This window comes from Anaerococcus murdochii (assembly GCF_019957155.1).
Classification (GTDB): domain Bacteria; phylum Bacillota; class Clostridia; order Tissierellales; family Peptoniphilaceae; genus Anaerococcus; species Anaerococcus murdochii.
Map to the genome: position 1 here is coordinate 1 of NZ_JAIPME010000002.1, position 22,853 is coordinate 22,853.

Genomic DNA, 22,853 nt, shown 5'->3' on the forward strand with positions numbered 1-22,853 from the left:
CCTTTATCTGTTTTCAATTTTGGGATTTTACTATCCTAATGTTCAGGGTCGTATCTTCGCTCCCTTTTTCAAAGGGCGCAAGATACACCGTTTGACTACGTTGCTTTGCGTTCCTGCGGAAAGCTTATAGCTCCGCTAAGGAAACGAAAACGCTAAAGCATTTTTATTTGTTCAAGGGGGCTACTCCCCCTTAGACCCCTGTGAACTTTGTTTTTTGTAGATTTTTCAAATCCACAAAAAAGCAAAGTGTTAAAATGTTCTCCACTTTGCTCCATCTCAGTTTCTAATACATTTTCTGTTTTCCTTATTCTTCCTCTGTCAGTTCTTCAAAATCATCATTTGCATTTTCCTCTTTAAGATTTGGATTTTCTTCTAAAGAGATTTCTTTTTCTTTTAAATGAATTTCTGTAAGTTCTTTTAGCTTTTCTCTATTTCGATTATCGGAAAGTACATAATCTAAAAAGGCATAGATTAAATCATTGTCGGTACTTTCTTCTGCTCCGGTTATCTGTTTTTCAAATTTCTCAAACACGCCTCCTTTTTCTACTTTTCGTTTCGTGTCCGCCTTTCTTTTTAGCTGTGATTTCTTTTGTCTTAGTTGCTTAATTTTGTTTTCTACCTGTTCTTTTTTCTTAGTTTCTTTTTCCAACTGGCTCATTACATTTTCTAACTCTTTCATTTTTCATTCCTCCATTTCAATATTGTTGTGTTCCAAACAAAGAAAGGCTAAGCACCTTTCTTTGATACTTAACCTTTCATCATTTTTTAGATTTTATCTTCTAAAATCTTTCTTAGTTTTCTAAATTTGATCCCTCCTTTGTCCGATTGCCTGATGTGTAACTTTCTCTTTTCTGCTGATTGACCTAAGACTTTCTTCTCTGTAGAAGATGGCTTCCATTAACTCTCTTTCTTCTTTTGTCAGTGTAGCTAATGCCTTATGCAGTTCTTCAATTTGCATTTTGACTTCTACAATTTTTTCTAAGTCTATTTTTTCATCTATGATGTTATCTACAAAGTGTCCATCATGATCTAATGATGAAAATGGAATAACTCCATACTTGCAATCCTTTTTCTGAAGATATTTTTCATGCTCTGTTATCTTCCAATAGGCTTTGTAGACTTCTTCACTTATGGTATAGCTTCCCCTTTGACATAAAGGTAATATTCCTTATTAGGCATTGTGTTATCCTCCTTTTTAAGTTCTCTGTTTTGCTTTTTGAGAATAAAAAAGGAGGACTTCTACACTTTGACGTAAAAGTCCTCTCGGCTTAAAAACTAATATTTTATATGATTTTCTATTTTGTTGTTTCTGGTAAAGTGTTATTGCTACGTGTAAGCAATTCCAAGCATAAAAAATGATAAATATATCTTATGTGAATAACAAAATTTAGTGTTTTCATTATTTATCCCTCCATTGCTTAGCTACATTTTAACCTCCATTCTTTGATTCTGTACTTAACCAAACTACTCTTTTACAATCCAAATATCATCTTGATTAACAACACAATTCGAGCATCCCGAACATTGACTTTGGCATTTACTTGTTGCAGACCTTTTAGTTTTTACCAAATATCCATTATTTTCGAGATATTCAATTTCATTTTTACACTATCTAAATCCTCACCTGTCAGTTCAGCAAGTTCTTGCAAAGTGCAAGTCTTTTTCTTTTTCAATACTTCTAATAGTTGTATAAGCATACTTATCACACCTTAAAAAATCAGTAGTCCAATATGATATGCAACACAAGATATAATTAGAGCCGATAATATAATACAGTGCTATTTTTATCGTCCATTTTTTGAATGTGTTTCTTGTGCGGTAGCTGCAAGAGCCATCAAACAAGGCATATTGAAGAAAAAGGCAAAAGTAAATGCTAAGGCTTCCGGCTTTGAAATCATTGTCAACATATTATTGCTTAGAATAGCGGTATCTACTGTCCCTTTAACCTCAACTGCATGCCATATTCCTGAAGAAGTAAATAATGATGCCATTACTCCTAATGCCGATTCTTTTCCCATTGCAGAAGCAACAAAAGCCATAAATAATTGCCATGGTAACCCAAACAATTTTGTTACAGGCTCTATAAATGTTCCTACTTTATAAATAAGGCTGTTAGCTATATTTCCATCAGGGCGTATAGGCAAGAATCCAAAATATAACAGAAATAAGGATAATGATACTCAATGCCCTTTTCAGTACATTTCCCATCCTATTCATTACAGAAGAAAGTAAATTTTTCCAATGTGGCTTGTGATATGGTGGAAGTTCCATAATCATTCCAAAATGTTCACTTCCCTCATAAAGCGATTTTCTGAAAATCCTATATGTGATTAGTAAATGTAGAAAAGCAACTGCAAATAGGCTTAATATCACAAATACTGCCTGTTTTCCGAAGAATGTTCCTGTAACAAGCCCGACTACTCCCCATGTTGACCCGCAAGGGACTACCCAAGATAATGCAATCGTCATAACCCTCTGTCCCCATGAATCAATTACTCTCGTTCCTGTGATTCCACCTATATTACAGCCGAAACTTAACAAGAACGGCATAATTGCTTTTCCTTGCAATCCTAATTTCGACATAGTGTTGTCAAAGACATAGGAAACTCTTGCCATATATCCTACATCTTCCAAGAATCCAAATACTAAGCTAATTCCCAATACATAACTTGCCATTTGCAATGCAAAAGTAATTGCAGTCATTACGGCTCCACACAAAAGTGAAATCAGCCAATTTGATACTCCAATGGCGACAAGCCCCTTTGCCAACAATGTTGATATTTTAGGTATAACAAACCCAAATAACCCCATTAGCGGAAATCCGATGAGCATAGAAGCAACTAATCCTAAAATGATAACTCCGATAGCCATAGGTTTTCCGAAAGCTTTACTTGTGGCTATACGATCAAATTTGCTTCTCTTAAATACTCTCTTTTTCTGAATAACATTTGCATTGATAAGTTTATCTATCCATTCAAATTTACAATTACCGGTTATTAAATTGCCATTTTTTATGCTTTTTAATACGTTCTCTATTTCTTCAAATTCGACTTTTTCAACATTATCTTTTACTAACGCAATTACTTTTGCATCCTGATCTAATAATTTTCCGATAATCCACGACTTTGAAAATACACCTATACCTTTATCAGGGATATGTTTTTTTAATAGCTTATAGTTATCTCCAACAATATTTTCATATGCCCTTTCTAAATTTTCGTCAGATAAAATTTTTCCTCTATCTGAATGCTCCAGAAAAGCATAAAACTCTTTGTATTCCTTTTTATCTGCCGCAACGATAGGAATGACAGGTATATTCAAGGATTTTTGTAACCCCTTTATATTTATATTTTTCCCTTGACTTGTAGCAACATCCATCATGTTCATGATTAAGACAACCGGAATATTTATTCCAATGTAGTCAGAGAGCATAAATAGACTTCGATTTAATTGTGAAGCATCTGCCATAATAGCAATTAGGTCTGCGTTCCCGGTTTCTATATATTCTCTTGTTATAACTTCTTCCTCTGAATTTGCTGATAATCCGTAAGTTCCTGGTAAATCCACAATCGTATAATTGGTATCTTTATACGAAAATTCGCCTTCTTTTTTCTCAACGGTTTTACCCGGCCAATTTCCAACATGTTGATTTGAGCCTGTCAACCCATTAAACAAAGTCGATTTTCCAGAATTAGGCTGCCCCAGCAAAGCAATCGTTATTTTCTTCATATCTCAAAGTACCTCCATCATTATTTTCTCTGCCTCTATCTTATTGACAGCTATCATCGTATCTCTACAATAAATGAGAATAGGTTGCTTTTTATAATTCTGGATAACTTCAACATCGCTTCCGACAGTTATTCCGATAGATATTATTCTGCTTTGAAAATGTGTATCACCAATAATTTCAACAACTTTACCTTTTGTCTTTTCTTTCAAAGTACTAAGCCTCTCCATAACTATTCTCCTTTATCATCCACTTTTTCGCTCTTTCCTGTGTATTTACCATTTCATAGTAATGTCCTTTTTTTCCATAAAGTTCATTATGATTTCCTTGTTCTTCAATTCTTCCGTTATTTATCAAAATAATTTGATTAGCGTTTTTAATGGTATTCAATCTGTGAGCAATAACAAAAACTGTCTTTCCTTGCATTAAATGCTCCAAAGCATTATTGATTTTAGCTTCATTATCAGGATCAAGAGAAGCTGTAGATTCATCCAACAAAAGAATTGGTGCATCCTTCAGAATCGCTCTTGCAATAGCAATCCTTTGTCGTTCACCGCCGGATAATGTACTTCCTCCATCTTTTATTTCCGTTTCATATCCATCCTTCATTTTCAAAATAAATTCATGGCAACAAGCTAATTTTGCAGCTTGATAAACTTCTTCCTTTGTTGCATTAGGTTTTCCAACCCTGATATTGTTATAAACAGTATCGGTTAACAGTACATTATCTTGAAAAACCTGACTAACATATTTAAGCAACACATCAGGTTTTATGGATTTTATATTTTTTCCACCAATTATAATTTCTCCACTATTTACATCCCAAAATCTTGCAATCAAATTAGCGATTGTAGTTTTTCCTCCACCGGAAGGACCAATTAAAGCTGTAGAAGTTCCTTCTTTTGCTTCAAAAGAAATATTGTTCAGAATCGTTTTATTTCTATCATAAGAAAAATTTACATTCTTAAATTGAATATCAAAATTTTCTAATTCAACTTCATTTTCAGAATAAGGCAATGGCTTCGTTTCATAAGCTTTCTCAAGATTACTTGCAGCTAATTTCAAATCTTTCAATAGTCCATAGGAATGTTGAAAGGCAATAAGAAGTGCAGATAATGCTAAACTCATAAGCATAAAAGCCACAAACTGTTCAGTTCTAACACTACCATTTATAAGCAAATATCCTCCTATAAGAAGAACTATCGGAAGCAAAAAGTTAACTGTGATAAAGTACATACTTGTAGGTAACGCCATTTTCTTTTCTGCGTTTACGCTTGTCTTTCTAACATTTTCAAGTGTATTTATCATTCTTTCAAAATGTTCACTTGTCATATTAGCTGACTTAAACGCTTTCATACCTTGAATGTACTCTAAAATAATAGAAATCATCTTAGAATTTAAATTTCTTTTTCTTGCCCCGTATTTTTCTATCAATTTGTTGCCCCATATCAACATAGGATATGCGATAAGCAATACTAAACACTCTAATAATGCGAGCTTCCAATCGATAAAAAATGTGCCTAATAAAATCAATATTGCTGTAACTGCCGTTTTAATAACCGATGGTAAAGTGTGCGTTATGATCAGTTCAAAACTACTCAAATCCTTTGTAAGAGTTGATAATAGATAACCACTACTATTTTTTTGGAAATGACCAAGGCTCAAACTCCTATAATGATTTGCTAAATCCAAACGCATATCTCCACACATTTCAGCTCCTCTTGAAAAGCTCAAATAGTATGCATGCCTATAAATCAGTATCCTTGCAATCATACTGATGAAACATATTACCGTATATTCTATGATTAAGGTTTTAGTTAATGTATTTTGCAATATATTAACAACGGTAAAATAGAGCATTAAATACAAAACAATGCTTCCTATCGAATCAATAACCATTAGAAAAATCGGTAAATACAATTTTTCTTTTTTATCTTTCAGAAGTGTTCTAATAATCTTAAGCATTTGCACTTACCCCCTCTCCAAAGTAATCTTTTGTGTATGTGTTCCACATACTTTCATAGACCCCTTTTCTTTCTAAAAGAGTTTTATGTGTTCCAACCTCTACGACTTCCCCTTCATCAAATACAACAATTTGATCTGCATTCTTAATAGTATGCAAACGATGAGCAATCATAATGATTGTTTTATTTTTCAACAAGTTTTGAAGTGCTAACTGTATCTGGTACTCATTTTCTATATCTGAATAGGAAGTTGCTTCATCAAAAATAATAATTGGAGAATCTTTGAGTATTGCTCTAGCGATTGAGATTCTTTGTTGCTGTCCACCTGACAATTTCACCCCTTGATCCCCGATTCTTGTCTGATATCCATTCGGTAAACTCATAATAAAGTCATGAATTTGTGCTGCTTTTGCAGCCTCAATAATCTTATTTTCATCTGTATCTGTTCCCATACGAATATTCTCATAGAGAGTGTCCTCCAAAAGAAATACATCTTGAAAAACAAATGATGTAATGTCCATCAAATTATCTATTTTTAATTCATTGATCGGTATGTCGTTAATTTTAATTGCTCCACTTGTTACATCCCAGTACCTCCCAATCAATTGTGCAGCAGTTGTCTTGCCTGCACCGGAAGGTCCCACAAAAGCATTTATTGTATTCGGTTTTAAGGATAAATTTATATGTTGTAATGCTTTATTTTTTGTTTCTTCATCGTCATAGCTGAAAGTAACGTCTTTAAAATCTATTTTCATACACTCATTCTTGTTTATGATTTTTGTTCCGTCTTTCAATTCATCCATATCCATTATTTTTTTTATGTTATCCAATCCGCTTCCAAGCTCCATAGATTGCATAAAGATTGTTACCATATTTAAGAACGAAACAAAAAAGCACATTGTAAGCATAATAAATAGCAAATAGGATGTTGCTGATAAAGAATTTCTCAAAAAGAAATATCCTCCGAACGGCAATGTAAATAAGATTGCTGAATCCAAAACCACTAAGGTTATTGATAAAGGATAGCAAGAGCTCATACACATCTTTTTCCAACAAGTAATATACGCATTCAATGAGCTTCTATATTGTTCAAATTTTTCTGCTGTTAAATGATACATTTTTATTACAGGCATAGCCTTTATAAATTCGTTTGCCGAAGCATTTAAATCAGCAATATCTTCGGATAGCTCCGTTGACATATCCGGATAATTTTTCATTAGCATCATAGGAATTCCTAATCCCAAAATCATAGGAATAAGCATAACAAGTGCCATCATCCAATTTAATTTCAACATGAAAATGAACATAATAACCGGAACAACTGCTGCCTGAGCTAATTCCAAAGTGCTATGAGCCAAAAAATTTTCAACTCTATCTACATCATCAAACAACAATGTTTTAATTTCTCCGGGGGCATGCTCTTGAAAGAATCCCAAATTAAATTTTGAAATATGATTTACAACTTTCAGCTTAATTCTGTGTATTGTGTTAAAAGCTGCTGTATGAGATAAAATGCCCGCAAAGGACATTAGTATTGCTTGCAAAACAGCACTTATAATTCCTATACCTGCCCACATTAAAATTTCTGTATACGAAATATTCTTCTGGAATATCATTAGTAATATCTTATAAACTACAAAATAAGGAACTAATGATAAAGCCGCAGAAATGACAGATAAAAACATTCCTAAATGTAGCTTTTTTCTCTCATCTTTTGCTAATTGGAATACATAAGATATCCCTGTCTTCTTTTTTTCCATTAGTTATTCCATCTCCTTTCATAATTGTTAGCCGTATCTAACTAACTACATTCATTATAAAGCTAATTTTTTATAACTCAAAATCTAACTATGAATTTTGATATTCCTTGTAATCCCTTTATTTATAAGCTTTTTATCAGTATTTCTATTTACATTTTTATAAATTTGTGATATAATAAAATAAATTTGTGATATTAAAAGAGGTGAGTAGAATTGATGGATAGAACAGTTATTGATTATTTAACAAACTTAGTACATGACGCTCCTTTTATTCCTGTTCCAACTTTATCAACTGAAAACAAACAAATCTTTAAAATAGATCCCCATTTTGGCAAAGGTACTTTTCGCATACTAAAATTTGACAGCCGTTTAATTCTAATTTTAATTGCTAACTTTACTCCAAATGAAACAATGGAGAAAATAACCGAAGTATCTGAAAAGTATTTAGAGATTAGCCAATTTGAAACAGAAAGCAGTTCATTTAAAGTCGGTGGCAGAAAGTTAAATAATGTAGAAAAAGGTATATATTGTTACTTAAATACAGAAAAGAAAACTTATACCTATTGTGAGGCAAATAAGCCTGTAAAGTTTACGAAAATAATCCTAACCAAAGAATACTTTGATACTTTCTTAAAATTAAAATATGATGATTTTGAATATGAAAAAGCAAAGATTCTTAATTCTTATTTGTTAAAAACTCAAAATTCTCCGCAGTTGAATTTTATATTTCAACAGATAAGAGAATCCCAAGCTGAAGGAAAGATTTTGCCTTTATATTTGGAAAGCAAAGTTATGGAACTATTATCTATCATAATTACAGAGTTAGAAGAAAAGGAAAAAAATATATCCGTTGTCTTAACTAAAAAAGATAAGCAAAATCTGAAAAGGGCTGTATCAGCTATGAAAAAAGATTTATCGGTTCATATTGACGGACTTGAACTCTCTAAAATTGCTTTAATGAGTCCTGCACGATTTCAATTAGCTTTTCGCAAATACTACGGTGTTCCTCCCTACGAGTACTTAAAAGAACTAAGGCTTAATAGGGCATTATTATTGCTGAAAAATCCCGAGTATAAAATATCTACGATAGCAGAAAAAGTTGGCTATACACACACAGGACATTTTGCTAAAATATTCAAATCAACTTATGGTATCACACCAAGTAAATATAGAAGTATGCTTAACTAAAGAAATTTATCCCAATATTATAAAACATAAATTTAGAGCGTGTAATTTTTACACGCTCTCTTTAAATGATTCCTTGTTTTTATAATCCTTCATCAGTATACCTGCCCTTTTCAAAACCTTTAACTTCTCCTGTTTTTTCTGTTCTCTCCTTTCCTTATACCTTTCCTCATACTCCTGTTGTTTTCCATTTGCTTTACGCTTTAGATAATTTTGATGAAGTCTGTCTCTTCTCTCATTAATTTTTCGTTCTTCTTCCTCAAGTTTTGATCGTTCTTCTTCGCTTAACTCTTCTTTTGGCACTTCATAATTTCCTATGAAGTTAAAATATATTTCTATCTTTTGCTTTGATGTTTGACTGCCTTTCCTATCTCTTTCATGAATGATTATCTTCTTTACAAACTCATTTATCATTGTGTTTGTGAGATTATCAAAGTTTTCATAACGACTAATAAGGGATATGAATTTTCTTGCCTTATCTGTTTCCTTTTCATATCTTGATATTACAAGCTCTAAGTCTTTAATCTCTTTACTTAACGTGAGTTGCTCAGTTTCATATTGGTTATTTAAAATTTCATAGCGATTATTCGGTATCTTATTTAAAATCATATCTTCATAAATTCTGCACATCAATCGTTCCAGCTCTTGAAGCCTGTTTTGGCTTTCTGTTAATCTTATCTTTTTCTTTTCTATATGTGCCTTTTCCTTTTCTTCCATTTCATTTTGAATGGAATGAATAAATGCTTCATTATCTTCATCAAGATAATTTTTTATATCTTTTAATGTTTCTTGGATAAGGTTTAAGACTACTTCTGCTTTTATCCTATGAGCTGATGGACATAGCGTTCCGCAAGGTACTTTCTTATAATTACTGCAAACATAATAAGGAATATTCTTATAGTTATTTGTCCTATGAACATACATCTTGCTTCCACAATCTGCACAATACATCAGTCCTGTTAGTGGGTGATATTCGCCCCAACCATCAGGATACCTTTTTACATTTCCTCTTATCCTTTGCACATTATCAAAGGTTTCTTGGTCTATGATGGCTTCGTGAGTATTTTCAAAGATGAGCCAATTATCTTCGGATACATATTTACTTTTCTTATCCTTGAAATGCTTTCTTGTTTTAAAGTTAACTGTATGCCCTAAGTATTCTTTTTTCTTTAAGATACTTGCAATTGTGGAGCTACACCAACGATAAGGATATTCAAAGTTTTTGCTTTGATGTAATCCATATCCCAATTTTTTCTGATGATAAGCGGGTATATCTATCTTATCCGCTTCCAGTATCTTTGCTATTTTGTATGGTCCTGCTCCGTCCATTGTAAGATTAAATATTCGTCTTACTATCTCGGCTGCTTTTTCATCTACAACCCACTTATCTTTGTCTTTTTCATCTTTGATGTAGCCATAAGGTGGAGTGCTTGCCGTATGCTTTCCGCTTTCTCCTTTTGATCTAAATGTAGATTGTATTTTTCTTGAAGTATCTCTTGCATACCATTCATTCATAATATTTCTAAAAGGGGTAAAATCATCTTCTCTGTAAAAGCTGTCTACATTGTCATTGATAGCAATCAATCTTACGCCCTTTTGTCTTAATATCTCCATACATTGACCGACTTTGAGATAATCTCTGCCGAGTCTACTCATATCCTTTACGATGATACAACCGATATTTCCAGTATTTACTCCATTCATCATTTCCATAAAGCCTGGTCTATCAAACTGTGTCCCGCTTATTCCGTCATCTGTAAAATGGATGATGTTGGTTAAATTATTCTTACTTGCATATTCTTCAAGGATTTTCTTTTGATTAACGATTGAGTTACTCTCTCCTTCAAGTTCATCATCTCGACTTAATCTCTCATAGAGTGCTGTTATCTTTTCAACATTCCTCACTTTTTCCTCCTTCCTCTTAATTTCTTAAATAAAAAAGAATTAAGAAGTACATGTTTCACTAAAACAGTGATTAAGTGTTCTCCTTAATTCTATTACTCCTGCTGCAAGCTTATATTTCTTATATTGCTTAACCGCAAAATGACTTGGGTCTTTCTTTTCTAGAGCTTCAAAGAGCCTATCAATTGGGTTCATATAGGTTTCGTCATCTTCTCTAACTTCACTTGCGTCAATCATATCTAAAAGTGTCTTAAAGTTCTTTTCTTCTTCTGGTGCTTCATAATAGATATAACCGATAAGGGCAGTGTAATATAACTTTTCAGCCTTTACCCAGAAATCTTCTCCTGCCTTTTCTCCATCTCCCTTGGTGTTGGCAATAATTGTTTGAACAAGCTTTAAAATATCTTTTTCACTTCTCAAGTATGCAAAGGGATTGTATTTCATAGATTTTTTAAAGTTTATTGTATTTAAAATCTTTATGTCATATCCATTTTCATAAAGCATTTTTCCGCACTCTAACACAAGCGTGCCTTTTGGGAAGATTTGTCAAGGACATAAACAAAATTTCTTTGATAAATTTATATCTTTTCCGCTTCCCTATTAATTAGTTTTAGTATTTTATCTTTGTATGTTTCGCCTGTTCCTTGCTTGAAATGTAGGTTTACAGTGTATTTTGTCTTTCCAATATCCATAATTAACTGTTTATTAGGTGGTGCTTTTATTTCTCTTTTTTCTTCTTCCATAAGTCCTCCTTTCCGTTTTTTAGGCAAAGAAAAAACAGTAAACCTTTTTTGATTTACTGTTCCTGTGTTAGTTATTATTAAATTATTCAATTTACAAAATTGGATTTACCTATTTTCAATCATCAATTCTTTACATTCCCATTCTTTTCCCAAAACATTATATTTTTCTGTTTTATCAAGAATTACATCATCAAAACCAACTGCTTTATAACATAAATATGCTGGTTCATTATTTTCAAAAACGCTTAATGAAACCTTTTTTGCTCCATAGATTTCAAATGCAAACTTTAAACCTAACTGAAGCATTACCTTCCCATATCCTTTGCCACGATGTGAAGGGTCAACAACTATGAAACCAAACCTCAATTCATCAAAGTTTTCTAAAGGTCTTCTCATTGTAAAAAAACCTATTATATTATCATCTTCAATAGCTGTAAAAGCCATTAGATTATTAACAAAATCAAATTTTTCTTTTGTTATTGGATATTCTCCCAAAACACCAGCAGACCATTTGTAAAAAGACATTTCATCTTTACTCCAAGAAAGAATTGTATCTGCATCATTTATATTATAAGGTCTTAATCTCAACATTACTTACCTCCGTAACTGCAATTTATTTGTTAACATTAACTAATATTATACCATTTTTACGCCTTTTTTTCTATATTAGCTTTATATGCCACTTGACAGTTACCTATAAAGTTAAAATATCCTACCTTTCCTCATTTCTATAATAATCTTTTGTTTTTTCTTTTTTCTTTTCGTATTTTTCCTGTTGCTCTTGGTACTTTTTAATCTGTGCAATTACGCTTGGTTTCTCTCCACGCTTAATTGCCTTGTCTATCTCTATAGATGAATCTATTCCATAATCATCATTGACTATCTTTACCGCATATTTGATATGGTTAATATTTTCGTATTCTTCTTTGATAGCTTGAGAGTCTTTATTGAGCTTAGTAATTTCATCTTCAAGGCTTTTCATTTCTTTTTGCCAATCTTTGCTCTTAATCGCAGATGAGCCTGTTATTTTTTCAAGGATTGCCCTTGCTCTTTTGTATTTGTCTATTTCCTCTTTATGGGAATTGTAAAAGCTATCTTTGAATAGAGTTTTATTGTTCCATTCATCGTAGGTTGCCTTGTTGTCTTTGATAATATCTGCATAAGTAAAACACTTATTTAAGTTTTCTATTCTTTTGCTTTTAACTTTAACTTCTTGATGGATGTTCTTATTTTCTGATTGAAGAGTGCCTATTTTTTCTTGCAAGTCTGCTATGGTTTGTAGCTTATTATCTCTAAGATAATAGATTGCTTTTGAAAATCTTCTAAGGTCAGCAGCCATCTTTTTATTGCTTGCATAAGGCTTTAATTCTTTGGCTTTTTCTCCCTGTAAGTCGTGATAGATAGAAATGTATTCATAGAGATTAAAGAGTTCTGCTTTGTTCTCCAGTTCGTCTTTTTTCTCTTGCTTATATTCATCATACTTGGATTGAAGTTTTCCAACTAATGATCCTATCCAAAAAGTAAGTTTTGATAGTTCTTCTTTTAATTTCTTAAACTCCAAATTAAAAGCTATGATTTTTCGGTTGTGATTTCCTCTTTCGGTTTTAATTCCTTTTTTCTCCATCTGATAGCTTGCTGTTCCTAAATGTATTTGTGGAAGTTCTTCTCTTCCCTGTTCTTCAAAGGTGCGTGGATCTATTCTTTTGTCAATTCCGTTTTTCTCTAAATATTCATTAGCCTTTTTAGAAAAATCTTCTCTCCACTTTTTTGCCTTGTCAGGTTCATTCCAATCATTTAAATTTACTTTTCTTGATTTATAGTTTCCACTTTTTAGTTTTATCTTTTCTCCGTTTTCATCAAGGATATATTCTTTTCTGCATTTGGGTTTCCATTTTCCCTCACTATCAATTTCTCTAAGAGTAAGTAGGATATGGGCATGTGGTTGTTCTTCGTTATCGCTTGCTAAGGGATTATGGATATTACAGTCCGCTATCATTCCTTTAGAAGTAAAATTTTCTTCAATAAATTCACTGATGAGTTTTATCCTATCTTCTTGATTTAATTCTCTTGGAAGTGTAAAAAGTAAATTTCTTGCAAGCTGTGAATTTTTGCTTTTCTCTATTTTCTCTACACTGTTCCATAGATATTCCCTGTTTGAAAATTTTTTAGGGATATGTTCAGGCAGAAATATTTTTGAAAATACAAGGTCTTCTTTTTTAGAATAGTCATGAACTTTTCCATAGTGTTCATCATTCAATTTATCTCTTGCGTTATATGCAGCTTTCGCAATTACGCTTGCTCCTTTTGACCTTGTAACTATATCTACATGGGTATGCAAACTTTTTGCTTCCATTTATGGTATGCTCCTTTCTGCTTTAATATTTTTAGAATTAGCAGATAGGTTATCTTACTTTCATCTGCTCATTTGCTTTCTTTCGATATTTTATTTAACTGTTTTCTTATCTCTATATGTCGGAAGTATCTTCGCTCCCTTTTTCAAAGGGCGCAAAGATACACCGACTACATTCGGTGCTTTGCGTTCTTTCAGAAAGCTATACGCTCCGCTAAGGAAACAAAAACGCTAAAGCATTTTTATTTGTTCAATGGGGCTACTCCCCCTTAACCCCTGTGGACTTTGTTTTTTGTAGATTTTTCAAATCAACAAAAAAACAAAGTGTTAAAATGATTTCACTCTGCTATGCTCTAATTTTCTTATTTAATTTTTCCGATTGCTTATATCTCATCTTCAAATTCTTCCAAGTCCTTTTCAGTTTCTTCATCGTCTATCCCATTGTTTTCATTTTCAGTATTTGAAGTTTCTTCTAAAGATATTCCCTTTTCGCTTAAATGCTTTTCAGTTAGTTCCTTTAATTTTTCTCTATATCTGTTATCTGAAAATACATAGTCTAAAAAGGCATAGATTAAATCATTATCTGTATTTTCTTCTGCACCTGTTATTTGTCTTTCAAACTTTTCAAATACTCCACCTTTCTCTACTTTTCTTTTTGTATCTGCACTTCTTTTCAGTTTGCTTTTTTTCTGTTTTAATAACTTAATCTTATTTTCTGCTTGTTCTTTTTTCTTAGTTTCTTTTTCTAATTGGCTGATTACATTATCTAATTCTTTCATTGTCATTTCCTCCGTTCTAATGTTTTGTATTGAAAAAGGCTAAATACCTTTTTATGGGTAAATAGCCTTTCTCTTTCTACTCTTAGATTTTATCTTTTAAAATCTTTCTCAGTTTTTCTAAAATTTTATCCCTCCTTTTTCCAATTGTTTGATAGCTTACTTTTTCTTTTTTACCGATTGACCTTAGACTTTCTTCTCTGTAGAAGATGGCTTCCATTAACTCTTGTTCTTCTTTTGTTAGAGTATTTAATGCTCTATGAAGTTCTTCAATTTGCATTTTTACTTCTACAATTTTTTCTAAGTCTATTTTTTCATCTATGATGTTATCTACAAAGTGTCCGTCATAATCCAGTACCGAAAATGATATAACATTATACTTCCAATCTTTTCTTTGGAGATACTTTTCATGCTCTGTTATCTTCCAGTAGGCTTTGTAGACTTCTTCGCTTACAGGTACGGCTTTGCCTTTCACATAAAGGTAATATTCTTTAGCCACTTAGTTATCCTCCTTTTTTAAGTTCTCTGTTTTGCTTTTTGAGAATAAAAAAGGAGGACTTCTACACTTTGACGTAAAAAGTCCTCCGAAAATAACAATTAAATTAACTCTTATTGTTATTAGATTATTTAATTGTTCAAGAAAATATTCATATAAAAACGAACCAAAAAGGCATTATCAACCATAATCTATTTAAAAAATATGAATATACGCTCATTCACATTACCTCCTTAGCTATTTCTACACTTAGATGCCTCCTTATTTTTTAATCAACAGATGTAATTCCTAATTACAAATTGTTTTTTATTGCTAATCTTAATTTTTTATGAATGCTAATAGCAAAAGGAATTGTGATGATTGTTGTTATCAAATCTGAAATTGTTTGAGCATATATAACACCATTTAATCCCATAAGTTTAGGCAACAATAAAATGATAGGGATAAACACAATTCCTTGTCGCAATGAGTTTAGAAATACTCCCCCTAACGCCTTTCCTGTAGACAAATACAAGGTAGAGTAAGTAAACTGAAAACCAAATGTTATAAACATAATTACGGCTGCTCGTAATGCCAGCACTGCTATATTTAATACATTTTCATCAGTCCCAAATATAGATAATATACTTGGTGCAAATATATAAACCATCACAGTCCACACTACACAAAATACATTTGTCCATTTAACACTTGCCTTTATAGCTTCTCTCACTCTTTCATAATTCTTAGCTCCGTAATTAAATCCAGCTAACGGTTGAAGTCCTTTCATATATCCGAATACAACATTTGTTCCTAATGTTACAATCCTAAGAACAATACCCATTGCAGCTATTGCTTCTTCTCCATAAAAGGACGCTGCATAAGATATTTTGCTGATAGATATTGTTTGTAGAATTTGAAGTATTAACATGGATATACCTATCTTTAATATCTCCTTGTAAATTGCAACTGTTGGTTTAAAGTTAGGTAACTTTATCTCAATTAAATTTTTATCTCCTACAAAGTAAATGAGATACATTAGACTGGTTATCACTCTGGCTATGAGTGTCGCAATAGCTGCACCTCTCACTCCTAAATTAAGTCCGAATATGAATATCGGATCTAAAATCATATTTGATATAGAGCCTAAAATCATGGCTTTCAAAGAAATTTTAGCAGCCCCTTGTGCAACAGCTAAGTTACCAACCGTTACATTTATTGCACCCAAAATGCCACCTACTATGAATATCCCTGTATAAGACTTAGAGATTTCAATAATAGATGGTATGGCTCCCATAAATTTCAAAACGCCATCTAAATAGCAAAACAATACAATAGCTGTAACTATCCCTAAAATTGCACTTGTTAGTAGAGCAACTGTCGCTACAATACTTGCTTCTTTTTTATTATTTCCTCCAAGTAGCCTTGATATATAAGAGCCTGCTCCTGCACCAAATGTTAATCCTATCCCTAAAAAAATAAGTTGAATCGGAAAGGCAACGGAAACAGCAGCTACTGCTTCTTTACCAAGTCCGGACACAAAATATGTGTCCACAACATTGTATAAGGCAGCTACCAACAAACTGATAACCTTAGGCATACCTAATTTAAAAAGTGCTGTATTAATATTTTCTTCCTTCAAAATTTTTATTCTGCTTTCGTTCATTTAAAATTTCTCCACTTCTCAATATTTTATTTTCTGTATTTATGCAACAAAAAAAGGCATAAATACAAAATAGTATCTGCCTTTTGTTCAATAATTTATAAAACAAAAGGCTACAGACAAAACATTGCCTATAGCCTTTTACATTCTATTTATATATCGAGAAATGCACACAAAAACAAAGCCAACTAAATGACCTAATTTTTTGTATTTCCCGATGAAATCTTAAATGTAATTTATTTGCTATACTCTGTACAATGTTTCATCGGTTTCATTTGTACAGAGTTAAGTTTGTTCTTAGGATGATTTCTTAAATAAATTCTCATAACAATTCCCTTTCCATATATTATAATATTTTATCATATTCTTCAAAAATCGTCAAAAATCCATCATTACATACTACCAATTTTCGTCTTTTCTTTTACCTCTTCCAATTATATATAATTGTATTCGTGTTTCTTTTTTCGTTGCCCATCTATTTCATCAAGTTCTTCCTGTATAAGTTATTTAGGTTCTTCTTGTGACACTTCAAACTTGCCAATAAAATTAAAGTACACATCAACTTGTTGTTTTCTGTCTTTTCCTTTTCTTCCCCCTGTGGCTTCATGGACTACAACTTTTTCTATATACTCATTTATCATTGGTACTGTCAGTTCCTCAATGTCTGTATATTTCTCTATCATTTTTAGGAACTTATCTGTGTCAATTTTTCTCTGATGATAGCTTTCTATTTCTTGCTCAAAATACTGTATTTGTTTTTCTAAATCTTGTTGCTCAGTATCATAAACATTAAATAATCTATCAAAGTGTTTTACAGGAATTTTTCCAAGTGCATGGTCTTCATATAGTTTTGTAATAAGGGTTGTTAGTTCTGCATTTCTTGATGATAGTTTTTCTAATTTCTCTTTATCTCCTTGATACTTTTCTTCTCTTTTTTCATCAGATAACTTATTCATCACTTTTAGAAACTCTTGCTTATCTTCTTTTGCAAAATTGGTTATTTCTTTAATTGATTTTAAGAGAATTTCATTCACTGTTTTTAATTTGATGTAGTGGATACTGCAAGTTCCTTTTCTGTGTCTATAATGTTGACATACAAAGCAATAATCACAATCGTATTTCTTTTCTTTATGTTCTGCCGGCTCTCTGTAACTTAATTTACCACCGCAATCTGCACAGATTAAAAGTCCTGTAAGTGGATTTGATGTTGTTCCATACTTTGGACTTCTTCTCACTGTTTTTCTTAACCTTTGAGCATTATTCCATGTTTCTTCATCAATAATGGCTTCGTGAGTGTTCTTGAAGATAATTAGTTCATCTTCTTTCGCCTTTCTGCGTTTCTTGGTTTTGTAATCAAGGCATATTGTTTTACCAAGAACAGTGTGTCCCATGTATTCTCTTTTTTCCAAAATGTAGCCAACTGTTGTCGGCGTCCAAAAATATGGATCGTCTATTCCTCTTTTCTTGGAACTATGATTATTTTCAGGATAATGTATTTCTGCATAGGCTGACGGAATAAGGACTTTATCTTTGGTTAGTATCTCTGCTATCTGTGTTACTCCATATCCCTCTATAACAAGCCTGTAAATGCGTTTTACGACCTTTGAACTCTCTTTATCGACAAGTAGCTCCTGTTTGTTCTTAGGGTTTCTGTAATAGCCGTATGGAACGCTTGGTGATACTCTTTTACCCTCTTCCATTCTTGCTCTAAATATGGATTGTATTTTTCTTGAGGTATCTCTTGCATACCATTCGTTCATAATGTTTAGAAATGGTGTAAAGTCGCTTTCTGCTTGTTTCTCACTATCTATTCCGTTATTGATAGCAATAAACCTTACTCCCTTTTCTTTGAACAGTATTTCGGTATAAAAACCTACTTTGAGGTAATCTCTGCCAAACCTACTCATATCTTTTACTATCACAGTAGAAATTTTATTTTCTTCTACTGCTTTTATCATCTTTTGAAATCCATCTCTATCAAAGGTTGTTCCACTCACTCCATCATCGGTATAGTGATAGATATTTACAAAGCCATTTCTTTTAGCATAATTTTCAAGTAGCTGCTTCTGATTTGTGATGGAATTGCTTTCTCCTTGCATTTCATCATCACGACTTAAACGCTCATAAAGGGCTGTTTGTCCTGTTCTATTCATATTTGACATGAGAATTACCTCCTTTCCAAGTTTTTATTATTTTCTCTGTCCCTAAGAGGTTAATCCTTTAGGGTCTGTTACTACATAAGAAGAGTGCATTTGCATTAGATTTGGCTTTACATAAAATCTTGTCTTACCTGATCCAGAACCACCTATTACTAATACATTTTTATTTCTAGCATATTTAGGGTTTTTAGGTCTTGAGTTCATTGTTAGTCTTTCGGTATTAGTTATTAGTACATTGTTTTCAAACTTAGGGTCAATATATGGAGCAATATCCTTGCTTTCTCCCCAGGAAGCGTTTTGTCAAGTACCTTTTTATATTTATGGACGCTTTTTCTATAGGATATTTTAACTTTTGGGCAAAGAAAAACAGTAAACCTATAATTTACCGTTTTCTAAAAATATTTTTTATTATCTATTCTACTTTTCGTAAATATAAATTATAAATCCATGACACTATACCACTTATCAAAATAACTCCGATTATAGAAAATCCTGAAGCTTTATTTAAATATCCCATAAAAGTTAATAGAAAAAAAACTATTCCCAATAAAACTGTTTGAATAAAATATCCTGCCATATGAGCCTTAGCAGTAATTAGTAACTCCCTTTCATCAGTTTCATTTATCCATTCTTGCTTTTTCCCAGAAATTGAAAATAAACATACCCCACTAACACATAGAATAAAAGCAACAACAGAAAATCCAATCCAAGCAATATCCATTCTTGGAAATATCTGTAAAATATCTTTCTTAGCAAATAGTATTCCGCCAAGTAAGGCAAATAACACACCAATACAAATAAATAGAATAGCTACTTTCTTACCAATCTTCATTTCATATTCAATTTTATTGTCCATCTTATTCCTCCTCATAAATAAAAATATCTTCAATGGTCAAACCGAAATACTTAGCAATTTTAAAAGCTAAAATAATTGAAGGATTATATCTTCCATTTTCTAAAGAACCAATCGTCTGCCTTGATACCTCCAGAATAGAAGCTAACTCCTCTTGCGTTATTCCATTTTCTTTTCTTATTTCTTCAAGTCTGTTCTTCAGATTAAACCACCTTCTTCAAATGACAAGCTAACTTTACATGTATTATAATCATTATTTTCAAAAATGTCAAGTATACTTTCCTTTTTTCTAAAGTTGAAAATCTTTATTCTTGCTCTGTTTTAGTTCCTTTAAATTTTCCTGTAGCTGCTCTATACATGTTTTAACTTTTTCTGCTTGTTCTACTTCTTCTCTTATCTCTAATATTTGATTGTAAAGGCTCTTTTTCTCTTTCTTCAAAGTGGTAACTTCTGTTTCCCATTTACTGATGGCTAAGGTCTTGCTATCTCCTAAATGTTCTTTCAGATATTTCTTTGCACTTTCAAATAAAATAATCTCTGCGGTATGTTCATTGTAGAAAGTATCTTGTTTGTTTTTCTTTAGCTTGGTATAGGCTTTATAGGTATCTTTATGTTTCAAATATTTCTCAGCTTGGTCAATAAGCTGTACTTTACCATCTATTTTCTTTTCAGTATCTTTAATGGCTCTTGTGGTCTTGTAATTCTTATCACTTAAAGTAACTATACTTTCTTTCAGTTCAGATAAGAAAATAATGTTTTTCTCTTTTAAGAATTGATAGCTTTCAATATATTTTTCTAAGTCTGCATTATTCTTATCTGCATTTTTACGGATAAGATTTTCAAAAACGGACAGCAAATTTTCTTTGGGTGGGAGGGTGGATTTTGTATTTTCGTTTTCTGTTTTTTCTTCTTTTCCAATTCCCCTTATCCAATTTAGTAATGCTTTTATTCGTCTTGATATTTCTCTTAAAATCATGTTTTGATGTTTGATTTCTCGGTTGATATTTCCTCTGTCTGTTGCTATTCCTTTTTTCTCCATTTGGGTGGCAGATACGCCTAAATGAATGGTCGGTATTTGTTCTATGCCCTGTCTTTGATAAGAACGGTGATCTACTTTTTCCTGTATGCTGTTTTCTTCAAGATATTTGTTTGTAATATCTGCCCATGCTTTTCGCCAATGCTCTGCTTTATCTTGCTCATTCCAATCCACTGTATTGATTTTTCTTGTTTTGTAATTTCCATTTTTCAGCTTTACTTTTTCTCCGTTTTCATCAAGGATATATTCCTTTTTCGATTTTGCTCCCCATGTTTTATCTTCGTTTAACGGTCGCATAGTTAATAGAATATGTGCGTGTGGGTTTCCGTCATTTTTATCGTGTATAGCAATGTCGGCACACATACCGACATCTACAAAATTTTCTTTCACATAGTTCCTTACAAGTTCAATCTGTTTTTCCATGTCTAATTCTTTAGGCAATGCAATTTCTATTTCTCTTGCAAGCTGTGAGTTTTTACTTTTTTCTATTTTCTCGACACTGTTCCATAAGACAGAACGGTTTGCAAATTCCTGTGCTGCATTTTGTGGTAATAGAATTTCAGTATGGGCTATTCCGCCTTTTCTTGTAAAGTCATGGACTATTCCGTCATATTCGTTTTTTATCTTTTCGCCACTACGATAGGCGGAAGCTGCTACTGCACTTTTGCCTTTTCCTCTTGAAATAATCTTTATACTAAGATGATATATCGCCATAAGAAAAAACCTCCTCTCTTTTTTAATGTGGGGACGATGGCGATGATAAAGACTTACTAAAAAAAATCGGATTGCTTTTTATCCGATTTCTTTTGGGAAGTACACAAGTGGTAGGAAATTTATTTCCGTAGGGGAGTGTAGCTCCCCAGTATCAGCGTTAGCTGATATGCTCTCTGCAAGAGCCTTCGGAGAACGCACACACCCTTTAGGGTGTATAAGTGCGCCCTTGTAAACAAGGGACTATTCCTCTATCCCCGTTTCTTCATCTTCTTTTTCTATATTTTCAACTTCGCTTTCTTCTCTGCTTTCTATAATTTTTTGTATTTTGAGATTGGCTTCCTCTTTACGAATTAAAGATGTGATTAACTGATAAAATTCATCTTTGGTTAGATTTTTGCTTTCTGTAAAGATACTTTCAAAGACTGCTCCTTTTTCATATATTCTTTTATCTCTCTTTTTTCTTTCTTCCTGTTTCTGCTGACTGATGAGCTTTTTCCTTTTGTTTTGTAACTGCTTAATTTCTTCATCTGCCATTAATATTTTTTCTTCTATGTTTTTCATTTTGTCTTTTCCTCTCTTTCTAATTTTGAGCAAAGAAAAAACAGTAAACCTTTTTTGATTTACTGTTTCTGTGTTAGTTTTTATTAAGTTGTTAGTTCAACAAACTGGGGCGGTTAATTTCGTTGTTCAATAATTTTGGCGATAAACATCTCTAAAAATTCTTTTGAATTTCTCCATCCAGCACCATCATTTTCCTCAGAGAAATCAAACCCAGATATTTCAGTTAATACTTTACTACAAACCCATTCATACATTCCAGCCTTTTCACTTTTATATATTATTAGAAACAATGGTTTCATCGCCTTTTTACCCAATGATACGACATTATTATATTGTTTTGAATTCATCACATCGTCATACCATTGTCCTGTCAGCCAATAATTTTTATCCTTTTGCCCCTTTTCATCGATTTCTTTACATACATCTTGTAATTGTTGAGCTATATATGTGAGAGTCTCTTCATCTATGTTTTTTATCAGCAAATCTTCATTCACGTCATTTTTATTCACTTCTACCCAAACAACCTCTTCTTGTTCTTCTGAGTTTTTTTCAAAACTAATGGAATTATGATTTTCCGTTTTAGTTTCATCCTTATTATTGTTTGAGGTATTAAAATTATTACAAGCTGAAAGAAACATCACAAAACAAACTATTACAATCATAAAAGTATAATGTTTAATGTGAATCATCTATATCCTCCACAAACTCTAATTCTGTTTGTTAATATTAACTTATATTATAGCCTTTTTAAGGCTTTTTTTCTACTGCCAGATTTCCTACTCACTCGCTACTATTCCCTTTAGAATGTATTACCTTAAACAGCTTATCTTGAAATGTTTCCTTGCTCTTTTTGTCAAAATATATCTCTGTTACAAAGGTCTTTCCATTTATCTTTTTTGTAAGAATGCCATCAGGCTTTTGGGATTCTTCTTGTTCTTCTTCGTGTGTTTCGTTTACTTGAGTGTTCGTATTTTCTGCCATTTAG

Annotated in this window: 23 protein-coding genes and 2 pseudogenes; 1 reads left to right on the forward strand and 24 read right to left on the reverse strand. The window is 32.1% G+C overall.

Features of this window, described 5'->3' with window-relative positions:
* Positions 1–304: 304 nt before the first annotated feature.
* The 8 genes from K8P03_RS00450 to K8P03_RS00480 all read right to left on the reverse strand — a co-directional run bounded on the left by K8P03_RS00450 (position 305) and on the right by K8P03_RS00480 (position 7,451).
* Entirely contained in the window at positions 305–679 is a 375-nt protein-coding gene (locus K8P03_RS00450; protein ID WP_002416385.1) for a hypothetical protein, read from the reverse strand.
* Between the two features lie 120 nt (positions 680–799).
* Positions 800–958, reverse strand: coding sequence for a hypothetical protein (locus tag K8P03_RS11325; protein ID WP_449657920.1), 159 nt, complete (start codon positions 956–958; stop codon positions 800–802).
* A gap of 604 nt (positions 959–1,562) precedes the next feature.
* Positions 1,563–1,697, reverse strand: coding sequence for a hypothetical protein (locus K8P03_RS11185; protein ID WP_263285007.1), 135 nt, complete (start codon positions 1,695–1,697; stop codon positions 1,563–1,565).
* An 87-nt stretch (positions 1,698–1,784) separates the two neighbouring features.
* Positions 1,785–2,144: a nucleoside recognition domain-containing protein gene (locus tag K8P03_RS00460; RefSeq protein WP_223417556.1), complete on the reverse strand. Its 360-nt coding sequence runs from the start codon at positions 2,142–2,144 to the stop codon at positions 1,785–1,787.
* Entirely contained in the window at positions 2,128–3,729 is a 1,602-nt protein-coding gene (gene feoB / locus K8P03_RS00465) for a ferrous iron transport protein B (RefSeq protein WP_223417557.1), read from the reverse strand. Before feoB ends, K8P03_RS00460 begins: the two co-directional genes overlap by 17 nt.
* A gap of 3 nt (positions 3,730–3,732) precedes the next feature.
* Positions 3,733–3,957, reverse strand: a complete 225-nt coding sequence (locus tag K8P03_RS00470; protein WP_002416391.1) for a FeoA family protein — start codon at positions 3,955–3,957, stop codon at positions 3,733–3,735.
* The gene (locus tag K8P03_RS00475; protein WP_002416392.1) at positions 3,944–5,692 is read right to left on the reverse strand and encodes an ABC transporter ATP-binding protein; all 1,749 of its coding nucleotides are present in this window, start codon (positions 5,690–5,692) and stop codon (positions 3,944–3,946) included. Before K8P03_RS00475 ends, K8P03_RS00470 begins: the two co-directional genes overlap by 14 nt.
* Positions 5,685–7,451, reverse strand: coding sequence for an ABC transporter ATP-binding protein (locus K8P03_RS00480; RefSeq protein ID WP_002841661.1), 1,767 nt, complete (start codon positions 7,449–7,451; stop codon positions 5,685–5,687). Before K8P03_RS00480 ends, K8P03_RS00475 begins: the two co-directional genes overlap by 8 nt.
* Before the next feature lie 216 nt (positions 7,452–7,667).
* Between K8P03_RS00480 and K8P03_RS00485 the strand changes: the two genes are divergently transcribed.
* Complete coding sequence (locus K8P03_RS00485; RefSeq protein ID WP_002416394.1) at positions 7,668–8,639, forward strand: helix-turn-helix transcriptional regulator; 972 nt, start codon at positions 7,668–7,670, stop codon at positions 8,637–8,639.
* 48 nt (positions 8,640–8,687) lie between these two features.
* Here K8P03_RS00485 and K8P03_RS00490 read toward each other — a convergent pair whose 3' ends face one another.
* The 16 genes and pseudogenes from K8P03_RS00490 to K8P03_RS00565 form a co-directional block, all read right to left on the reverse strand.
* Entirely contained in the window at positions 8,688–10,541 is a 1,854-nt protein-coding gene (locus K8P03_RS00490) for a recombinase family protein (RefSeq protein WP_002841647.1), read from the reverse strand.
* 96 nt (positions 10,542–10,637) lie between these two features.
* Positions 10,638–11,075 (reverse strand): annotated as a pseudogene (locus tag K8P03_RS00495) (type IV secretory system conjugative DNA transfer family protein); the annotation flags it as partial.
* Between the two features lie 41 nt (positions 11,076–11,116).
* Complete coding sequence (locus K8P03_RS00500; RefSeq protein WP_223417560.1) at positions 11,117–11,281, reverse strand: transposon-encoded TnpW family protein; 165 nt, start codon at positions 11,279–11,281, stop codon at positions 11,117–11,119.
* 105 nt (positions 11,282–11,386) lie between these two features.
* Positions 11,387–11,872, reverse strand: a complete 486-nt coding sequence (locus K8P03_RS00505) for a GNAT family N-acetyltransferase (protein WP_084230741.1) — start codon at positions 11,870–11,872, stop codon at positions 11,387–11,389.
* A gap of 121 nt (positions 11,873–11,993) precedes the next feature.
* Positions 11,994–13,634, reverse strand: a complete 1,641-nt coding sequence (mobQ, locus tag K8P03_RS00510) for a MobQ family relaxase (protein ID WP_223417562.1) — start codon at positions 13,632–13,634, stop codon at positions 11,994–11,996.
* A 380-nt stretch (positions 13,635–14,014) separates the two neighbouring features.
* On the reverse strand, positions 14,015–14,410 hold the full coding sequence (locus K8P03_RS00515; protein WP_223417563.1) for a hypothetical protein: 396 nt from the start codon (positions 14,408–14,410) through the stop codon (positions 14,015–14,017).
* Between the two features lie 82 nt (positions 14,411–14,492).
* Complete coding sequence (locus K8P03_RS00520) at positions 14,493–14,906, reverse strand: sigma factor-like helix-turn-helix DNA-binding protein (RefSeq protein ID WP_223417564.1); 414 nt, start codon at positions 14,904–14,906, stop codon at positions 14,493–14,495.
* Between the two features lie 289 nt (positions 14,907–15,195).
* Positions 15,196–16,548: an MATE family efflux transporter gene (locus K8P03_RS00525; protein WP_223417565.1), complete on the reverse strand. Its 1,353-nt coding sequence runs from the start codon at positions 16,546–16,548 to the stop codon at positions 15,196–15,198.
* Between the two features lie 500 nt (positions 16,549–17,048).
* Positions 17,049–18,707, reverse strand: coding sequence for a recombinase family protein (locus K8P03_RS00530; protein WP_000069113.1), 1,659 nt, complete (start codon positions 18,705–18,707; stop codon positions 17,049–17,051).
* Positions 18,708–18,761: 54 nt separating this feature from the next.
* Positions 18,762–19,001: pseudogene (locus K8P03_RS00535) on the reverse strand (type IV secretory system conjugative DNA transfer family protein); the annotation flags it as partial.
* Between the two features lie 115 nt (positions 19,002–19,116).
* Positions 19,117–19,560: a hypothetical protein gene (locus K8P03_RS00540; protein ID WP_223417566.1), complete on the reverse strand. Its 444-nt coding sequence runs from the start codon at positions 19,558–19,560 to the stop codon at positions 19,117–19,119.
* 1 nt (position 19,561) lies between these two features.
* Positions 19,562–19,759 (reverse strand): helix-turn-helix transcriptional regulator, encoded by a 198-nt coding sequence (locus K8P03_RS00545; RefSeq protein ID WP_223420668.1) that lies wholly within the window; start codon positions 19,757–19,759, stop codon positions 19,562–19,564.
* A gap of 87 nt (positions 19,760–19,846) precedes the next feature.
* A complete protein-coding gene (gene mobQ, locus K8P03_RS00550) occupies positions 19,847–21,307 on the reverse strand; it encodes a MobQ family relaxase (protein WP_223417567.1) in 1,461 nt (486 codons plus the stop codon).
* 240 nt (positions 21,308–21,547) lie between these two features.
* Entirely contained in the window at positions 21,548–21,868 is a 321-nt protein-coding gene (locus K8P03_RS00555; protein ID WP_019107270.1) for a DUF3847 domain-containing protein, read from the reverse strand.
* A gap of 113 nt (positions 21,869–21,981) precedes the next feature.
* Positions 21,982–22,557, reverse strand: coding sequence for a hypothetical protein (locus tag K8P03_RS00560; RefSeq protein WP_223417568.1), 576 nt, complete (start codon positions 22,555–22,557; stop codon positions 21,982–21,984).
* 91 nt (positions 22,558–22,648) lie between these two features.
* A complete protein-coding gene (locus K8P03_RS00565; RefSeq protein ID WP_223417569.1) occupies positions 22,649–22,849 on the reverse strand; it encodes a transposon-encoded TnpW family protein in 201 nt (66 codons plus the stop codon).
* Positions 22,850–22,853 lie beyond the last annotated feature (4 nt).

Excerpts from the sequence above, each read along its gene's own strand:
- K8P03_RS00475 (WP_002416392.1), bottom strand. The coding sequence starts at position 5,692 with ATGCTTAAGATTATTAGAACACTTCTGAAAGATAAAAAAGAAAAATTG.
- K8P03_RS00485 (WP_002416394.1), top strand. The coding sequence starts at position 7,668 with ATGGATAGAACAGTTATTGATTATTTAACAAACTTAGTACATGACGCT.
- K8P03_RS00540 (WP_223417566.1), bottom strand. The coding sequence starts at position 19,560 with ATGGACAATAAAATTGAATATGAAATGAAGATTGGTAAGAAAGTAGCT.
- K8P03_RS00470 (WP_002416391.1), bottom strand. The coding sequence starts at position 3,957 with ATGGAGAGGCTTAGTACTTTGAAAGAAAAGACAAAAGGTAAAGTTGTT.
- K8P03_RS00515 (WP_223417563.1), bottom strand. The coding sequence starts at position 14,410 with ATGAAAGAATTAGATAATGTAATCAGCCAATTAGAAAAAGAAACTAAG.
- K8P03_RS00480 (WP_002841661.1), bottom strand. The coding sequence starts at position 7,451 with ATGGAAAAAAAGAAGACAGGGATATCTTATGTATTCCAATTAGCAAAA.
- K8P03_RS00450 (WP_002416385.1), bottom strand. The coding sequence starts at position 679 with ATGAAAGAGTTAGAAAATGTAATGAGCCAGTTGGAAAAAGAAACTAAG.
- K8P03_RS00525 (WP_223417565.1), bottom strand. The coding sequence starts at position 16,548 with ATGAACGAAAGCAGAATAAAAATTTTGAAGGAAGAAAATATTAATACA.
- mobQ (WP_223417567.1), bottom strand. The coding sequence starts at position 21,307 with ATGGCGATATATCATCTTAGTATAAAGATTATTTCAAGAGGAAAAGGC.
- K8P03_RS00500 (WP_223417560.1), bottom strand. The coding sequence starts at position 11,281 with ATGGAAGAAGAAAAAAGAGAAATAAAAGCACCACCTAATAAACAGTTA.
- K8P03_RS11325 (WP_449657920.1), bottom strand. The coding sequence starts at position 958 with ATGCAAATTGAAGAACTGCATAAGGCATTAGCTACACTGACAAAAGAA.
- K8P03_RS11185 (WP_263285007.1), bottom strand. The coding sequence starts at position 1,697 with ATGCTTATACAACTATTAGAAGTATTGAAAAAGAAAAAGACTTGCACT.
- feoB (WP_223417557.1), bottom strand. The coding sequence starts at position 3,729 with ATGAAGAAAATAACGATTGCTTTGCTGGGGCAGCCTAATTCTGGAAAA.
- K8P03_RS00530 (WP_000069113.1), bottom strand. The coding sequence starts at position 18,707 with ATGTCAAATATGAATAGAACAGGACAAACAGCCCTTTATGAGCGTTTA.
- K8P03_RS00565 (WP_223417569.1), bottom strand. The coding sequence starts at position 22,849 with ATGGCAGAAAATACGAACACTCAAGTAAACGAAACACACGAAGAAGAA.
- K8P03_RS00505 (WP_084230741.1), bottom strand. The coding sequence starts at position 11,872 with ATGTTGAGATTAAGACCTTATAATATAAATGATGCAGATACAATTCTT.
- K8P03_RS00560 (WP_223417568.1), bottom strand. The coding sequence starts at position 22,557 with ATGATTCACATTAAACATTATACTTTTATGATTGTAATAGTTTGTTTT.
- K8P03_RS00555 (WP_019107270.1), bottom strand. The coding sequence starts at position 21,868 with ATGAAAAACATAGAAGAAAAAATATTAATGGCAGATGAAGAAATTAAG.
- mobQ (WP_223417562.1), bottom strand. The coding sequence starts at position 13,634 with ATGGAAGCAAAAAGTTTGCATACCCATGTAGATATAGTTACAAGGTCA.